13 protein-coding genes are annotated in these 16133 nt (G+C 42.6%); 3 read left to right on the top strand and 10 right to left on the bottom strand.

Annotated elements, in window-relative coordinates:
- Positions 1-5: 5 nt before the first annotated feature.
- Complete coding sequence (locus tag AC5RDS_RS08620) at positions 6-296, bottom strand: DciA family protein (protein ID WP_013612479.1); 291 nt, start codon at positions 294-296, stop codon at positions 6-8.
- Between the two features lie 72 nt (positions 297-368).
- Positions 369-1463: a DNA replication/repair protein RecF gene (recF, locus tag AC5RDS_RS08615; RefSeq protein WP_306442663.1), complete on the bottom strand. Its 1095-nt coding sequence runs from the start codon at positions 1461-1463 to the stop codon at positions 369-371.
- 223 nt (positions 1464-1686) lie between these two features.
- On the opposite strand from recF, the gene AC5RDS_RS08610 reads away from it, so the two are divergent.
- The 3 genes from AC5RDS_RS08610 (at position 1687) to AC5RDS_RS08600 (ending at position 4796) form a co-directional block, all read left to right on the top strand.
- Complete coding sequence (locus tag AC5RDS_RS08610; protein ID WP_013612481.1) at positions 1687-2376, top strand: tetratricopeptide repeat protein; 690 nt, start codon at positions 1687-1689, stop codon at positions 2374-2376.
- 96 nt (positions 2377-2472) lie between these two features.
- Complete coding sequence (locus tag AC5RDS_RS08605; protein ID WP_147348745.1) at positions 2473-4155, top strand: hypothetical protein; 1683 nt, start codon at positions 2473-2475, stop codon at positions 4153-4155.
- Positions 4152-4796: a putative outer membrane beta-barrel protein gene (locus AC5RDS_RS08600; RefSeq protein ID WP_013612483.1), complete on the top strand. Its 645-nt coding sequence runs from the start codon at positions 4152-4154 to the stop codon at positions 4794-4796. Before AC5RDS_RS08605 ends, AC5RDS_RS08600 begins: the two co-directional genes overlap by 4 nt.
- Before the next feature lie 131 nt (positions 4797-4927).
- On the opposite strand, the gene AC5RDS_RS08595 is transcribed toward AC5RDS_RS08600, so the two are convergent.
- The 8 genes from AC5RDS_RS08595 to AC5RDS_RS08560 form a co-directional block, all read right to left on the bottom strand.
- Positions 4928-5803: a TlpA family protein disulfide reductase gene (locus AC5RDS_RS08595; protein ID WP_022161100.1), complete on the bottom strand. Its 876-nt coding sequence runs from the start codon at positions 5801-5803 to the stop codon at positions 4928-4930.
- Between the two features lie 43 nt (positions 5804-5846).
- The gene (locus tag AC5RDS_RS08590; RefSeq protein ID WP_113028507.1) at positions 5847-7334 is read right to left on the bottom strand and encodes a PKD-like family lipoprotein; all 1488 of its coding nucleotides are present in this window, start codon (positions 7332-7334) and stop codon (positions 5847-5849) included.
- 27 nt (positions 7335-7361) lie between these two features.
- Positions 7362-8078 (bottom strand): DUF4843 domain-containing protein, encoded by a 717-nt coding sequence (locus tag AC5RDS_RS08585; protein WP_118404561.1) that lies wholly within the window; start codon positions 8076-8078, stop codon positions 7362-7364.
- Positions 8079-8084: 6 nt separating this feature from the next.
- The gene (locus tag AC5RDS_RS08580) at positions 8085-9587 is read right to left on the bottom strand and encodes a RagB/SusD family nutrient uptake outer membrane protein (RefSeq protein ID WP_494222297.1); all 1503 of its coding nucleotides are present in this window, start codon (positions 9585-9587) and stop codon (positions 8085-8087) included.
- 28 nt (positions 9588-9615) lie between these two features.
- Positions 9616-12924, bottom strand: coding sequence for a SusC/RagA family TonB-linked outer membrane protein (locus AC5RDS_RS08575; RefSeq protein WP_113028504.1), 3309 nt, complete (start codon positions 12922-12924; stop codon positions 9616-9618).
- 76 nt (positions 12925-13000) lie between these two features.
- Positions 13001-14170 (bottom strand): FecR family protein, encoded by a 1170-nt coding sequence (locus tag AC5RDS_RS08570; RefSeq protein WP_087382298.1) that lies wholly within the window; start codon positions 14168-14170, stop codon positions 13001-13003.
- A 207-nt stretch (positions 14171-14377) separates the two neighbouring features.
- The gene (locus AC5RDS_RS08565; protein ID WP_022161094.1) at positions 14378-15025 is read right to left on the bottom strand and encodes an RNA polymerase sigma factor; all 648 of its coding nucleotides are present in this window, start codon (positions 15023-15025) and stop codon (positions 14378-14380) included.
- A 29-nt stretch (positions 15026-15054) separates the two neighbouring features.
- The gene (locus AC5RDS_RS08560; RefSeq protein ID WP_022161093.1) at positions 15055-16071 is read right to left on the bottom strand and encodes a 2-oxoacid:ferredoxin oxidoreductase subunit beta; all 1017 of its coding nucleotides are present in this window, start codon (positions 16069-16071) and stop codon (positions 15055-15057) included.
- Positions 16072-16133 lie beyond the last annotated feature (62 nt).

The raw sequence follows: 16133 nt of genomic DNA, 5'->3' as shown, positions 1-16133 counted from the left end.
ATCCATTAGTTTATGATCATTTCTTTGACCACTTCTTTTCCGACTTTTTCGTTCAGAGCTCTGATCAGTCCTTCTTTGACCATCATAATTTCATTTCTCACGACGGCAGAAGTGAAAGAGACGAAGAGCTTGCCATCCATCACCCGGACACTTTTCGTCCGGGAGGCAATCATTTGCCCCACAACTTCCGGCCAGATCATACAAACCTCATGCTCCTTAAATTTCTGTTCAAGGCCCATATTACGAAGCACCTGGTCGACCAGCTCATCGATTTGTTTTGTTTTCCCCTCTTTCATAAACAAGGCACCGAATTCCCTTTTTCAAATTACTTGCAAATATAATATTAAATCTCAAATGCGACCGGAAAATCAGGAAATCTCCCCTCCGGTAACTGTAAACAACTTATAATCCACCGCCTGGGCTCTCAGTATATCATCGATATGCCCGCGATTGGTGTCTGTGATAAAGACCTGTCCGAACATCTCTCCTCCTACGATTTTCACGATTTGTTCTACCCGGTCGGCATCCAGTTTATCGAAAATATCATCGAGGAGCAAGAGCGGTTTCACCTCACTCATCTGGTGTAACCAATGGTATTGTGCTAATTTCAAGGCAATCAGGAAAGTCTTTTTCTGTCCCTGCGAACCGATTTTACGAACCGCATAGTCACCGATATTCAGAACCAGATCATCCCGGTGAATACCGACAGTCGTGTAAGTCAACAATCGGTCGCGGTCGGCAGCCTGTTTCAAAGCCGTCAGGAAATCACCCTCTTTTACCGAAGGTTTGTATTCCAGACATACTTCTTCCCGCCCCAGAGACAACCGTTCGTAATAAGTCTGAAATACCGACCGGAATTCCTTCAGAAATGCGATCCTTTTTTGGCGGATCGCTTCTCCATGTTCGGCCAATTGCTCGTTCCATACTTCCAGCATTTCAGGATCGAGAAATTTACCGGCAGCCGATTTCAACAGCATATTCCGCTGAGTAAGTGCTTTATTATAACGAATCAGCCGATGCAGGTAAACCCGGTCGCACTGGCTGATAATACCGTCCACCAACTTGCGTCTCTCCTCACTTCCTCCGTCGATCAGGATAAAATCTTCGGGTGAGATCATTACTAAAGGGATCAGTCCGATATGTTCGGACAACTTATCATAAGCTTTCTGATTTTTCTTAAACACTTTTTTTTGCCCCCGTTTCACTCCACAATAAACCGTCAGTTCTTCTCCCCCGCGTTCGTATTTTCCCTGCACAACGAAAAAAGGTTCTTCGTGCCGGATATTCTGCAGATCAGGCAGGTTAAAATAACTTTTACACATGGAAAGGTGATAAATAGCATCCAGGACATTGGTCTTTCCAACCCCATTATTTCCGACGAAACAATTGAAACCGGAAGTAAAAGTCAGGGTCGCCTCTGCGATATTTTTAAAGTTGATGATATTTAACTCCTTCAGTGTCATTTAACAAGCTATTCCTTATCCGGCATTCATAATTCAGGACAAAATTAGTCTTTTTCACCTAAAACACGCCCAAATCAATGGCTTATTTAAAGTCGATCGAAAAAAAACTGCCGGATATTTCGATTTTCAATTAAAAAAGCTAATTTTGCAGGCTATTAAGAATAATGTAAAACCGGGCATAGCCGGTAGGTGTTAACACGGTAACCTTTATAACATTACAGATATGTCAAAAGAACAGAAAAAACGCGAGGATGGTTTCGAGCACTTGGAAGAGGCCCTGACCAGTGGTGAACAATTTATTGAAAAAAATCAAAAAATGATTGTGAATGTCGTCCTTGTTCTGGTAGTGATTATTGCCGGATATTTCGGATACAACAGATTCATTGCTGAACCACATGCCCAAGAAGCTGCCAACCAGATTTTCGGAGCGCAAAACTATTTCGAAAAAGATTCTTTCAATCTGGCCCTGAACGGAGACGGTAATGTGCTGGGGTTTATCGAAATAGCAGACAAATACAGCTCGACTCCCAGCGGTAATCTGGCAAAATATTATGCCGGATTGTCTTATTTATATATGGGCGAATATCAGAATGCCATCCAATATCTGGAAAAATTCTCTTCGGACGATTTATTATTGTCCAACTTAGCTAAAGCCAATATCGGAGATGCTTATATGCAATTAGGAGAATACCGGAAAGCTGCTGAAAATTACAAAAAGGCTGCAGCTTCTAAAACGAACGATTTTTCAACTCCTACTTTCCTGATGAAAAACGGCTTAGCCTTAGAGAAATCCAACGACTACAGCGGAGCTTTAAAAGTCTACGAGCAAATCGAACAGGAATATCCGGCATCGCCTGAAGGCCGGGATATTGAAAAATATATCGAAAGAGCTCAGTTGAAACTGAAAAAATAACAGAAAGCCCCGGTAACGGGGCTTTTTTCTTTCTTTTTTATTATTTTTGCAGGAGTATGTGTAGCATTCCTCACTGTGGAATAATTCGATCCCGACATGAAAAACTTGCTTATACTCCTTGGCATTCTATTGTCTTCTCCGTTTGTCGTAGCCCAGCATTCAGCTATCAACGGCAACGTCGCTATTGCAAATAACAGCCCGGAAGGAACGCGGGTTGTCGTAATCAAAAACGGGAATAAGCTCGACGAACAGGTGCTGAATAAAAAAGGACATTTCGATTTGAAACTCGCCTTCGATGCCGACTACAAAATTTCTTTCGAAAAAACAGGTTATATCACCAAAATTATCAGCATCAACACCGAAGTACCGGAAGAAAGCATTGAAAACAACCCCGATTTTCCTCCCGTCAAGTTGATCATCAATCTGTTGCCAAGTGTCGAAAAAATCGATCTATCCATATTCGATCAGCCTATTGCCATACTGACCTATCAGGCCGAACTGGACGATTTTACGTTCGACAAATCGTATTCAGATAAAATCAAAGACCGGATCGCCCAAACCGAACAAGCTGTAAAAAAACAATTAGCTGCCCGGGATGCCGCCGCCATCGAACAGGAACGGAAATTTGCCGAACTATTCAATAAAGGACTGGAATCGTTCGGCCGGAAAGCCTGGCAGGCAGCCATCGACAGCTGGACCCTGGCTCAAAATATGAAGCCCGGCAACAAAGAGGTGAAACAAAAAATTGCGGAAGCTCAGGAACAAGCAAAACTGGAAGAAGCCCGAAAGAGTGTCGAACCTCAAAACGAACAAACCTACCGGCTACTGCTCGCTGCGGCCGACAGCTTATTCAGCCGGGAAGAGTACCCGGCGGCTAAAGAAAAGTATGCCTCAGCCAAACAAATCAAGACAAAAGAGCCTTATCCCCAGGAACAAATCCGTAATATCGACCGGTTATTGGCAGAGATCGCCCAAAAGGAAGCTATAACACAACAGCAATTAGCCGAAGCCGAAGCTACCTATCAAAAAACAATCGCCCAAGCCGACCGTTCCTATCAAGCCCAGGAATACCGCCAGGCCATTACTACTTATCGGCAGGCACTGGCCTTAAAATCGGAAGAAGCCTATCCCCGGAATATGATCGGCAAAGCCGAGCAAGCACTGGCAGCCCTGGAAAAGCAACAGGCTGACGAAGCTGAGAAACAACGCCAGGAAGAAGAAAGAATCAACACTTTAAAACTCAAATACACCGGGATCATAGCCGAAGCCGACCAGGCATTCAAAAACGAAAACTACAGTGCGGCCAAACTACGCTATTCCGAAGCCGATCAACTTAACCTGGGCGAAGATTATCCCCGTAAACGCCTCGGAGAGATCGAGCAAATCATCCATTCTTCGAAATACAAAGCCCGACTGGCCGAATACAATAAAAACAAAACACTGGCCGAAAAGAATCTGGAACAGAAAAACTATGCTTCTGCCAAGGTATATTTCCAAAAAGCATTGACCTTATCACCGGCCGACAAAGAGAGCATCAGGGAACGGATCGCCGAAACAGACCGATTGATTGAAGCCGAACAACTGGCTGCCTTAGACAAAGCCTATCAGACCAATATAGATAAAGCCGACAAAGCTTACGCTGAAAAAGCCTACGCCATTGCCAAATTCTATTATCAAAAAGCGTTGGAAATAAAAATCGGCGACAAACATGCTACCGAACGGCTGCAGGAAATAGAAAAATACATCGGAGAACGACAGACTAAAGAAGCCGAATTATGAAAAAAATCATCTATCTGTTTTGTCTGATCTGCACAATCACACTGGCCAAAGGCCAATACTACCGTCCCGACCGCGGATTTTTACCGGGCATCAATGCCGGATATTTTTACCCGACAGGCGATATGGGGAAAATCCTGAAAAACGGTATCGGGGGAAACGTATCGGCCAAATACCTAATTAACAAGATGATCGGTATAGGTTTCGAGGCAGGATATTACGGTTTCAAAACCAAAGTCAATCTAAACAAAGACGATGTCTCCCAAAAATATAAATACCACCTGATCCCGGTCCTGCTCGAAGCGACCTTTTATGTCCCGACATGGAACAGAACCACTTTGCCTTATCTGGGCATTCAGTTCGGGGGGTATTTCTCCCAGCTCGATGTAGGACGCCAATATACCGGTTATTCTGCCTCCCTTTCTTTTTCAAAACACCTGTTTCTGTTTTCACCGGGAGTGGGGCTTCATGGCGGTCTCTTGTTTCAACTCTCGGACAAGGTATGGATGGACCTGAAAGTGAGGGCCGATTATGTCCCCCGAATCGACGATGCATATGAGTACAACGAATATACCCAAGGTAACATCGGTTTCAACAAAATGCTGAATATCGGAGGAAATATCGGCCTGCTTTATCGGTTTTAAGGGTATATCCCTTGCAGTAATCTGTATTCCTTTCAGACACCGGCCGGCTAAAAAACGATTTTTTATCCAAACCGTAATTCCGCCCATCGATATGCTGAAAGAAATCACCGATCAAGACTTGTAAAGCAGTCTCAAATTCCTTTGAGCCTGCTTAAAGTTTCCACCGTTATTTCCTGTGAAGGGCGGCTCATATTCGGATTTACGACTTTCCCTTCAGGATCGAGCAAAATAAAATGGGGGATTCCCTGAATACCGAAAAATTTCATAAATGCAGGATCGCCTCCACAATTCAATTGAATCCCTCCCATCCGGTCGGTTCTGAGTTTCTTCTTCCAGGCCTGTAAATCCTTATCACAGGAAAGACTGACAAAACAGATTTTCTTACCGTGAAATTTCTTTTCCAATTCGCCCATATAAGGAATCTCCTCACAACAAGGCCGGCACCAGGTGGCCCACATATCCACGTACACATAATTTCCCCGGAAAGAAGAAAACTTCACTTCTTTGCCAGTCGAATCGCGATAACAAAAATCAGGTATTTCGCGTCCGATCAAAGCGATTTGCTGCTGAGCCTGCGGATTGACCGGATAAACGGTTTTCGAAGCCAATGCATCAGCACCTACCTGCAACAATTCCGCTTCCTTTTTGCTGCCTACAATCCGGTAAACTTCACCACCTTCGCCATTGACAAACAAAAGGGTCGGGAAGGCATTGATTTTATAAGTATTCAAAATCACCGGTCCCTCTCCTTTTTCCATATCCATCTTCACATTTATAAAATGCTCGTTGTAAAACTTCCCCACTTTTTTCGACGGAAAAACCTGCTGTTCCATTTGCTTACAAGGCTGGCACCATTCCGTATAACAATCCACAAAGATCAATTTTCCTTCCTTTTTCGCTGTTTCCAACAGTTCTTTCCAACTTCCTTCTGCAAAGCGTATTCCCTGTGCCTGCCCACCCAAGGCCAATCCACACAGCATTGCTATGATAAAATAAACTTGCTTCATTTCTTAAAATTTTACCGTTTTTTCATTTTTTACCTCCTACCCCTCACTCCTCGACATCATATTCGACAGATTTCTTTTCGACCATATCCACCGGTGTCCCGCCGAAACGCTGATAATGTTCGAGAATTGTCCCGTCTTTTGCATTTATCTTATACACATCTCCTTTGTATTTCTCCGGTCTGTCTGTCTCCACTCCGACAAACAAGGCCAAATTATCGACAGATACTTTCAGCATCGTTATCCGGCAATTATCCGGTAAAGCACATTCGAAAGGGATAGAAGGAAACTTAAAATCAGGATCCGATAAATTCAACACATAAAGCTGACGGCCTCCATCCGAATAATACAACCAATTGATACCGGAATTAACGGCCATAACCGAACCTTCGGCTAAATGATGACCGGACAGAAAAACCAGCGAATCCTGTCCTTTCAATTTTCCTGTAGCGGTATGGGCCCGGGCCAGTGCAGCCCGATCAGTAACCGGATCATAAAATAAAGAACTGAACTGATATGTTCCGCCAGACATATTTTTTCCCCATCCCAGCCAGGGAAGTCCGATATAAGTCTCCGATATCCGAACTTCATCATACTGATTTTCATCATAAGAAGGGATATCGTAACTATTCATAAAATACATAAACCGCCCCGACAGATTATCATACCCCAAAGTAGAATTCCGGGTATTCAAAAGCATCGGAGACAACCGATAGTCCACCAATCTTTCTTCATCTCCTTCGACGTGGATCGGTTTTAAAGAAGAAGCCATATAACGGTTTTGACGGGCCTGTTTAGGATAAATAATCCCATCTTTACCGATAGCCCCTCCGAATTCGGTAATCGCATCTTCAAACCGGCAATACACCATATCATATTCCTGGGCAGGCCCGGTAAATGAATTTTCGTCGAACAAGGCAATCTCTTTAAATAGTACAGGATCCAACTCATGAGAGGAAGCTGAAGTATGTACAAAAACAGTTCCACCATAAGAGTATTCATCGGACTGCTCTATTGCTAAGGCCTTCCCCTTCAACTCTCTCTTATTCTCCAAACTATACACATCCCGCATGATTTTATTAGTCGGATTATTCAATGTGCTCATAAAAGAAACTTCCGGATAATCCTCATAATCACTCAATAACAATAGTCCTTTTGAATAGGGTGAGAAAACCTGAACCTCAAAATCAGCAAAAAAACGGACACTATCATCTTCCGGCAAAGTAACTTCCATACGAGCCTGATATTTTTTAGCCTTATCCGACACAACATAACAAAGGTCCTCGGTTTCCGCAATCTTTTTCTGATCCAGATACCAGGCATAAATCAATTTAGCTTTCTCATTCAGGCTATTTTCTAAAGTAACCGGAATTTTCAAGGTATCCCAGCGCAATATTTCGTAAGGGTCTTCTTTAATCCCCGATATTTTTACTTCATTGATCGGATGATAGTCATAATTTCCTTTATCCTCATAACAGGAAACTGTAAGAAGCACAATCATCCAGAAAAAGGCATATATTCTTATATTATTCATAAGTTCATCATTTTTTTAATTAGCATACTATATTTCCAGGCGTTTACCGGTAAAAGGATCGATCACGATATTATTTTCAAAATATTCGCGGACAACATTAGCTACATAAGCACAATAAGGATTATTCCCATAAGGGTCGATTTCCTCACTTCCATACACTTCGACCACTTTCTCATATTTCAACGGATGGTATTCCCCCAGGATAAATTCAAAAGCCCACCACCAATCGGGTTCCAGCACATAAGCACTGAAATTCACTTTCAGGGTTGAAAATTCAACATAAGCAATCCCTAAATCTTCTGTCGGTTCGAGTTTTAACAAAACATTCCGGTTAAAAACTTTCTCAAAGGCCTGTTTATTCAGCACCAAAGGGAACGAATCCACGCCGACGTTACGGTGAAAGATATATTCATCCGCTAACTTATCGAAATCCACACCTTCCTTACCGGTACTGCTATCGGCAACAACGACCACTTTATAATTTCTGTCGAAATCTTTACGGGCTCCCATAATCTGTAATTGAATCCACAAAGTATCTTTCCCATCCGGAAGGTCTTTCCCATATACAGTATGAACAATACTATCCACCAACAGATCTGTTTCTATTCCTAAATCGTTTATTTTTTTCGGATATTTGAAATATATCTTACCGTCATCTTTAAAATCGAAAGCAGGATCTGTTTCGCACGACTGTCCTAACCAAGCAATGACAGCCACCAAAGCGATGATTATTTTATTTTTCATAATTATTTATTTTTCAGTTTTCCAAATTCCGGATTCCCGGTCCCCATATTTAATTTCATCCTGTGGTAAAGGCCATACCAGAACTTTATTTTCATTCGGAATATTTATACCTAAAGGAAGGATAGCCGCTTCCTCTTCAATCAGGCGTTTATAAGCATAAAAGAACTGTCCATCTCCGATATATTCCTTGCGGTATTCTTTCAACACTTCGGTCAATACTTCCGTCCGGCCGGCATTCACCGGCAAAGAACGATGAATTTCACGGGAAGGCAAAATCTCCTCCAACAAATCGTATGCTTCGGCGGGATGAGCTTCGGCAGCGATGTAATACATTTCAGCCAATGTTATCATCCTCACCTTTTCTTTGGCATACTCCAAATCCGCATTATGTTTCAATAAATAAGAAGTGCCCCAGGATGTTTTAAACCAATGTGTCTGACGCAGATCACGTGTTCCCTGCCCATAAATATCACTCAATTTATTGATTAAAATCTTTTTAACTCCATAAGATTCATCGAAATTCGACTTATAAAAAGCATCTACCTGTGCTGAATATAATCCGAAAATAAATTCGTCGGTAAACAGAATATCCCTGTATTTCGCCTGTTCGCCACTCACCAGAATATGTTCTTCCTGAATGGGCCGGAATTTACCGCTTTCGATGACTTCCATCGCATAATCATAGGCTTTCTCCATATCGTCGGTTGTCCCTAAAGTCAGGTGTACCCGTGCCAGTGTCCCTAATACGGCATAATAATTCATCCGGTATTTCCTTGTTTTCAGAAAATCGGATGTATAATAACCCTCATTCTTATCAGTTACATCGTCCGATTCTTCTTTCTTTTCACTTTCTCCCAACCAGTCGGGACCATTTGTCCGGATCACATCGTTGGATAAAAGTTGTTTTGCTTCAGTCAGGTCAGCCAGAATCTCCTGATACACCTCTTTAACTTTTAACTGAGGTTCGATATCCGGTGAAAAAGTTTTCCGATAGGGGATCGACTTATATTCAGGATTTTTCTTCACATCCGGTGCAAAAATCCGGATTAATTCAAAATGCAGATAGGCCCGCAGAGCCAGCGCTTCTCCTCTCAAATAATCATAATTGCTACAAATCTGTACCGCTTCAGGTTTATCCAGGTATTTCAGTAAATTATTCGTCAGACCGATACAATAATAAATACGCATCCATAAAGCATCGGATATAGCTGTACAAGAGGGATGCTCATATTCGAAGGTTTGATAGTGCCCGTAAGGACATTCAGAAATATCATAATAACTATAGTACTGAGCCGTCATGTCCAGGGCAGTCTGTAACGTACCTCCATATAAATCGCTTTTTCCCATGTTTACATATATTCCGTACAACGCATCCATAAACCCTTGCTCGGTATTGAACATATCATCCTCATTCACTTCAGTTTCAGGTTTCACGTCCAGCCAGTTTTCACATCCGCTTAATGTAACCGCAGCCAGCAGAAAACTTATTATCTGTATATATTTCCTCATAATTCTCATTTTTAGTATTTATACCCTATTACAAACTAGCAGACAAAGAAAAAGTAAATTGCCGGGCAAACGGATAAGACAATCCCCGTTCTTCTTTTACCGAAGAGAAACGGGCAATATCTCCCATATTGAAATTAAAACGCAAGCCGGTAAGACCGATTTTCCGGCATAATTCCCGTCGCATTTCATAACCGAGCGATATACTACCGATCTGAAAATAATTGTAATCCTGTACAAAGCGGGTCGTCAGATTCGACACATTTTCTTCCAAAGCGATATTTTTAAAAAAGGTCCGGTCGCCCGGTTTTTTCCAACGGTCATACAATACCCGCCGGTCACAATTACTATTGGGATTCACCCCTTCCACCCGGGAAGCCAACGTCTGATTATAAGTTTGTCCACCCCATTGGAAATTGAAAGACATATTCAGGCTAATTCCCTTAAAGGTCAGAAAAGAATTCAAAGTGCCTCTGAATTTGGGATCTGTCGTTCCACAAACCACTTTATCATTGTAATCCCAAATGGTAGTCAGGCTGCCGTCTTTTTTCACAAACACTTCTTTACCGGTTTCCGGATCGATTCCCAAAGAAGGCACAGCCTTCAAGGCATCGAGTGATTCTCCTTCTTCGTATAAAGGTACCGGTTTCTTGGTTTCATTTTTATTGTTCTCATCATTCATCGCTCCCAGCTTATCCGTGATCTTTTTGATCTTATTCTTACTGTCACTGGTACCGAAAGCCAAAGACCAATACAGTTCCCGTTCAGTATCCCTCAGCATCTGAGTACGTAAATTCAGAGACCACCCCTTATTTTCCATCTCTCCGAAATTTTCTTTATAATCGATAAACCCAAGAGAGGGTGGCAGACTGATATCCATCAATACATCCTTGGTATATTCACGGAAATACTCTCCGGTCAGAGAAAAACGTCCCTCCCAGAAATCCAGATCACATCCCAGATTCACCGTAAATTTGCGTTGCCATTTCAGATCCTCATTTCCCAATGCAATGATATCGGCTCCGACTCCGTTCAGGTAAATATTATCCGATGAATATTGATAAGTAGTCTGGGCCTGATAAGGGGAAAAGGTCACATTACCGGTATATCCTACAGAACTCCTTATTTTTGCCTGAGTTAACCACTCCGGATTTCCCCAGAATTTCTCGTTATGAATATTCCATCCGATACCTGCCGACCAGAAAGGAGCAAACCGGTTTTTCTTACCGAATTTGGAAGAACCGTCTGTCCGATAAGAAAAATCGAACAAATAACGGTTGTCGTATGCATAACTGGCATTAGCAAAGAAACCGATCAACCGGTCCTGGGATACCGATCCTCTGGGTTTCGCACCCTCCCGGTATTGCATGGCAAAATCCAGATTAGTCAGCTTATCACTCAAGAAACCGGTAGCTGAAAAACTTTTATTATCTTCTTTATTATCCTGCATATTGGCCCCTAACACCAAGGTAAACATATGCTTATCGATAGATTTCCAGGCATTCACCACAATATTTCCATCCATAGAATGGGTCGAACTGCTACTATAATCGTAGGATCCTTTATCTTTATCATCCTGCTGATCTTCAAACTGACTCGATTTTGGCGATACAAAGACATCACTATGGGTCGTCCCGTAGGTATAGGCAAAACGCCCGGTCAGCCGTATTCCTTCGACAATATACCATTCAAAATCAAAATTGTCATTGAAGGAAGTGCTCTTACTTTTATTGACATTATTCAGTGTAGCATCAAATACCGGGTTAGCCTCTCCGTTAGACAAGCGTTTAATACAGCGTCCCATCTCATCATAGGCTCTTTCGTAGGGATTAACTTCCGTATATTTACTGAAATTTCCATAAGGAGATTCCTCTGTATTATTCTGATCAACAGACAACATATTCCCGATACGTAATTTTTGACTGATCGTATAATTCCAGGTAAAACTCAAACCCAACCGATCCCGCTTGGATCCTTTCATAACCCCCGGATTATTGCCGTAATTGATGTTGATTCCATACCGGGAATTTTCATTTCCTCCTCCCAGATATAAAGAATGCGTATGCTTGAAAGCCGTGCGGAGCGGTTTGGAAAGCCAATAGGTATTTACTCCCCGGAGCACTTCTTTGTGGCGTGACTCATATAACCGATCCAATTTCCTTTGCTGTTCGATATTACCGTCTTTATCTTTATACACTCCGGCCAAACGTTCGAATTCAAGTTTTTCGGCGGCATTCAACAAGTCGTAATCGGTCAGATCCGGGATTTCAACCGTAGCATTAAAATTATAACTGGCGGTGAGGCGTCCTTTTTCCGGCATTTTCGTTTCGATTACAATCACCCCGTTGGCAGCCCGTGAACCATAAATAGCGGTGGCCGAAGCATCTTTCAGGATTGTGATCTGTTTGATTCGCTCGATATCGAAGTCGAATACTTTTTGCATATCCACTTCATAACCGTCCATAATGAAAAGAGGATTATTGGATTTCCCTTCGAAACTCGATTTCCCGCGAATAAGGATTTCCGGCAATTTATTCGGGTCGGAACCGTATTCATTATTCTCGACGATCTGTAACGAGGGCTCATAAGCCTGTAAAGCCTTGAACAAATTCGTCGGACTGATCCGCTTCAATTCTTCTGCCTGTACGGTTACTGCCGAACCGGTATAAGAACTTTTGGTCTTGGTAAAATAACCGGTCACAACCACTTCGTCCATTTTCTGAGCTTCCTCCTCCAGCACAATATACAGAACCCTCTGTTCACCGGGTTTTACGGTCTGTGTTTTATAACCGATAAAAGAAACCTGCAGCATCAGATCTTTTATTTCGCCTACTTCCAGTTTAAACTTACCATCCTGATCGGAGACAACCCCCATTTGAGTATCTTTGATACGTACCGTTGCTCCCGGCAGCGGGTTACCGTCTTTATCCTTGATCTGACCGGTAATCGTCACTGTTTTCAGTGCTTGTGGCAATGGTTTTCCCTTAGGGGAAATGACGATCACACTATCCAGAATAGAATAGCTCAGAGGCAGACCGGCAAATATTTTATCCAACATCTCATGCAGCGTCGCATTTTTAAGCGACACATTCACCTGAATACCTTGCAGTTCGTTATCATTATATAAAAACTGCATATCGGTCTTTTGGCTGATCTCGGTCAAGACCTCTATCACGCTGGCATTTTGTTTCATCAGCGATAGCCTGGTATTCTGCGAATAACCGTTTGCCGCCACCGATAAAAATGAAGCGAACAGAAAAAAGACACATAATTTCATCATTAACACCATTTTTCTCAGGCCAGGGAGTTTTCCCGACCTACCGTTTCGTTTTTTTTTCATAACTTTGTTTGATTTTAATCGTTTGTATTAGATCGACTTTTTATGCAGAAGGTGTTACGACCACCTTCTGTATTTTTTATTGTATCATTTCGACTACGACTGTTTTATCTGTCTTTTTGAACCGGATATTCGTCGTCAGTTCCAACATTTTCAATACCTTCGATAAATCCGAATATTTAGGAATACTCCCGGAGAATCGTTTTATTTTCAGGCTTTCCCCAGCAAAAAAGAAACTGACATCATACCAGCGTTCCAGTTTCCGGGTCACCGCTTCCAATTCTTCACTGACAAACACAAAACGGTCTTGTATCCAGGAACAATAAAGGGCGGCATTCACTTCTTTCACCTCGATTCCCTTTTCGGTGTATATCGCCTGTTGTCCGGGCTTCAATAATTGTTTACCCTTTTCACCGCTAACTTCGACACTTCCCTGCAACAAGGTCGTGTATATCCCCGGTTCTCCCTCATAAGCAGTGACGTCGAAAGAAGTTCCTAACACCTCGACTCGTTGTTTTCCCGATTGTACGATAAAAGGCCGGGCTTCATTCCGGGCAACCTCAAAATAAGCCTCTCCTTCCAGGGTCACTTGCCGGTTTTTACCTGTAAAACGAACAGGATACCGCAATTCCGATGCACTATTCAACCATACCCGGCTCCCATCCTCCAATACCAATGTATATTCGCCTCCTCTCGGGATTCGCAGGATATGCCATTCTTCGGGAGTTTCCTGCTGTAAAGAATCCTGGTGATAAGCCAAACGCCCCTGATCGTTGATCCATAAGCGTTCCCCTTGCCCGAGCGACAAACAAGTGTCTTTTATACCGTTCAACACCAATTCTTTTCCATTCTCCAGCACTAACACCGCCTGCTGGTGAAACTCCTTCGGGCCGACTGCAGCCAGAGTCATCTCTTTACGGGTATCCGGCACGAAATACAGGAAACCGATCCCTCCTATTATAAATAAAATCACCACTGCGGCGACATACCGCCAATAGCCCGGATGGATTTTACGGCGATTCGTTATTCTACAATAACGTTCCAGCTCTTCCCACCTCTTCGCTGTATGAAAAGAAGCATAAAGTGACAAAGCTCCTTTCAGATTCTCTCTTGTAGTAAAAGTATCGAACCACTCCTGATTTTTAGGATCCTGTTTTAACCAGCAGGCCAATTCGGCCTCATCCTCCGGTGTCAGCTCTCCCTTTATCCAGGCAGCCACCCAACGATAGATTTCCTCGTTTTTATCCATAACATTTAATCTTAGCCTGATCAGTACTCCTTCAATTCGTATATCTACACTGAAATCGGTATTTCCTCATCCTTGATTAATCAGAAAGTCCGAAGGTCTGACACCGATCAATACCCAAAGGACGCTAATCATTTCTGAGTATTTTAATCCTTTTTACTATTTAAACACACCCGATAAGGAAATAGGTGACAAGAGGTATGAAAAAAATTAAAATTCGAAAAAAAACAGAGTCATATAGACGAAAAGTTCTCCCAACCGTCCTTTCAGATAGGCCTTGGCCCGTTGTTTTTGCGTCTTGACCGTATTGACAGAAACCCGCAGGAGTTCGGCGATTTGTTTTTCTTCTTTTTCCTGAAGATAAGCCATATAAAAGATTTCCCGGCACCGTTCCGGTAATTCATCGATCGCTTCGAATAATTCGGTTACCACTTCGGATTCCATCTGCCTGAGGAGGAAACAATCCTGATCTTCTTCGGATTCCGGGACAGCTTTACGATCATTCCTTGCGCGGATTTCCAAATCGCGCAGATAGTTCAGGCAGCCGTTTCTGACACTGGTATACAAAAAAGTACGAATCGTCTTTTCATTGGGAAAGGCGGACAAATCGTATTTCCAGAAAGCGACGAATACATCTTGTACCAAATCCTCCGCCACATCCTGATCTTTGATTATCCGGGAGGCAAAAAAGCACAATGGACGATGCCAGGAATAAAAAAGCTCCTGGAAAGCTTCTTTTTCCCGTTGTTGCAAACGCCGTATGAAATCTTCCTGATTGATCACTGCCCTTATTCCTACTTTGTGCGTATAAAAGTAAATAAAAACAAATAAAGGTGCAACCGGTATTTCCGATTGCACCTCATTTTCAGCTTACACTTGTCCGCTTATTATTTTACTTCCCAGGTATCCCCGCTATTCAGCAAGTCTTCCATACAATGGATCTTAGAAATTTTCTTCACTTCTTCGATCTGATCGTCCAGAGCCTGGTCGTAAGTATGCGCTTCGACATCACGGATAACTCCCAGGGCAACCGGGAATTCCGGAGCTTTCATATTGACGAGCATCCAATGCAGGAACGGATTGGGATTATGTGCATCGTGAACCAGGATATCTTTTTCAGTGATACCGTCTTTACCGATTTCGACCACTTTCAGCTCACCTGATTTTGCCAATACCAAACCTTTATCTTTGTTTTTACCGAAGATCATCGGTTCACCGTGACGCAAAACGATCTGACGCTCTTCTTTCAACTCTTTATCCGTTACAGCAGAATGAGCACCATCGGCAAAGATGACACAATTCTGAAGCACTTCTACCACAGAAGTTCCCTGGTGTTTTACAGCTGTTTCCAGAATTTCAGCGGTCAAGTTCACGCTGGTATCGATCGAACGGGCGAAAAATTTACCCTGAGCACCGATGCAAAGCTCTCCAGGATTGAAAGGATGCTCGATCGTTCCGTAAGGAGAAGTTTTGGTTTTAGTTCCCAATTTGGTAGTCGGGGAATATTGTCCTTTGGTCAGACCATAAATTTCATTGTTGAACAACAAAATGGTAATATCCACATTCCGGCGGATAGCATGAATAAAATGGTTACCCCCGATAGCCAATGCATCACCATCACCGGAGATCTGCAATATATTCAGTTTCCGGTTGGCATTCTTCGCTCCGGAAGCAATAGCGGCAGCACGTCCATGAATTGTATGGAACCCATAGGTATTCATATAATAAGGGAAACGGGAAGAACATCCGATACCGGAAATCACAGCCCAGGATTCTTTGGGATAGCCCAGTTCAGCCATCGCTTTTTGCACGGAATTAATAATACCGTGATCACCGCAACCCGGACACCATCTGATTTCCTGGTCGCTTTTAAAATCTTTAGGAGTATATTTTAATTCGCTCATTTCAATTTCTAATTTTCGATTTCTGATTCTAAATATCTTTCATCCTTGTTTAAGTCGAAGAG

The sequence above is a fragment of the Odoribacter sp. genome, assembly GCF_985060555.1.
This window is presented reverse-complemented; position numbering and strand designations above follow the sequence as displayed.

Coding starts and splice junctions, on each gene's coding strand:
- recF (WP_306442663.1), bottom strand. CDS start 1,463: ATGACACTGAAGGAGTTAAATATCATCAACTTTAAAAATATCGCAGAG.
- AC5RDS_RS08580 (WP_494222297.1), bottom strand. CDS start 9,587: ATGAGGAAATATATACAGATAATAAGTTTTCTGCTGGCTGCGGTTACA.
- AC5RDS_RS08600 (WP_013612483.1), top strand. CDS start 4,152: ATGAAAAAAATCATCTATCTGTTTTGTCTGATCTGCACAATCACACTG.
- AC5RDS_RS08620 (WP_013612479.1), bottom strand. CDS start 296: ATGAAAGAGGGGAAAACAAAACAAATCGATGAGCTGGTCGACCAGGTG.
- AC5RDS_RS08610 (WP_013612481.1), top strand. CDS start 1,687: ATGTCAAAAGAACAGAAAAAACGCGAGGATGGTTTCGAGCACTTGGAA.
- AC5RDS_RS08605 (WP_147348745.1), top strand. CDS start 2,473: ATGAAAAACTTGCTTATACTCCTTGGCATTCTATTGTCTTCTCCGTTT.
- AC5RDS_RS08570 (WP_087382298.1), bottom strand. CDS start 14,170: ATGGATAAAAACGAGGAAATCTATCGTTGGGTGGCTGCCTGGATAAAG.
- AC5RDS_RS08585 (WP_118404561.1), bottom strand. CDS start 8,078: ATGAAAAATAAAATAATCATCGCTTTGGTGGCTGTCATTGCTTGGTTA.
- AC5RDS_RS08595 (WP_022161100.1), bottom strand. CDS start 5,803: ATGAAGCAAGTTTATTTTATCATAGCAATGCTGTGTGGATTGGCCTTG.
- AC5RDS_RS08590 (WP_113028507.1), bottom strand. CDS start 7,334: ATGAATAATATAAGAATATATGCCTTTTTCTGGATGATTGTGCTTCTT.
- AC5RDS_RS08560 (WP_022161093.1), bottom strand. CDS start 16,071: ATGAGCGAATTAAAATATACTCCTAAAGATTTTAAAAGCGACCAGGAA.
- AC5RDS_RS08575 (WP_113028504.1), bottom strand. CDS start 12,924: ATGAAAAAAAAACGAAACGGTAGGTCGGGAAAACTCCCTGGCCTGAGA.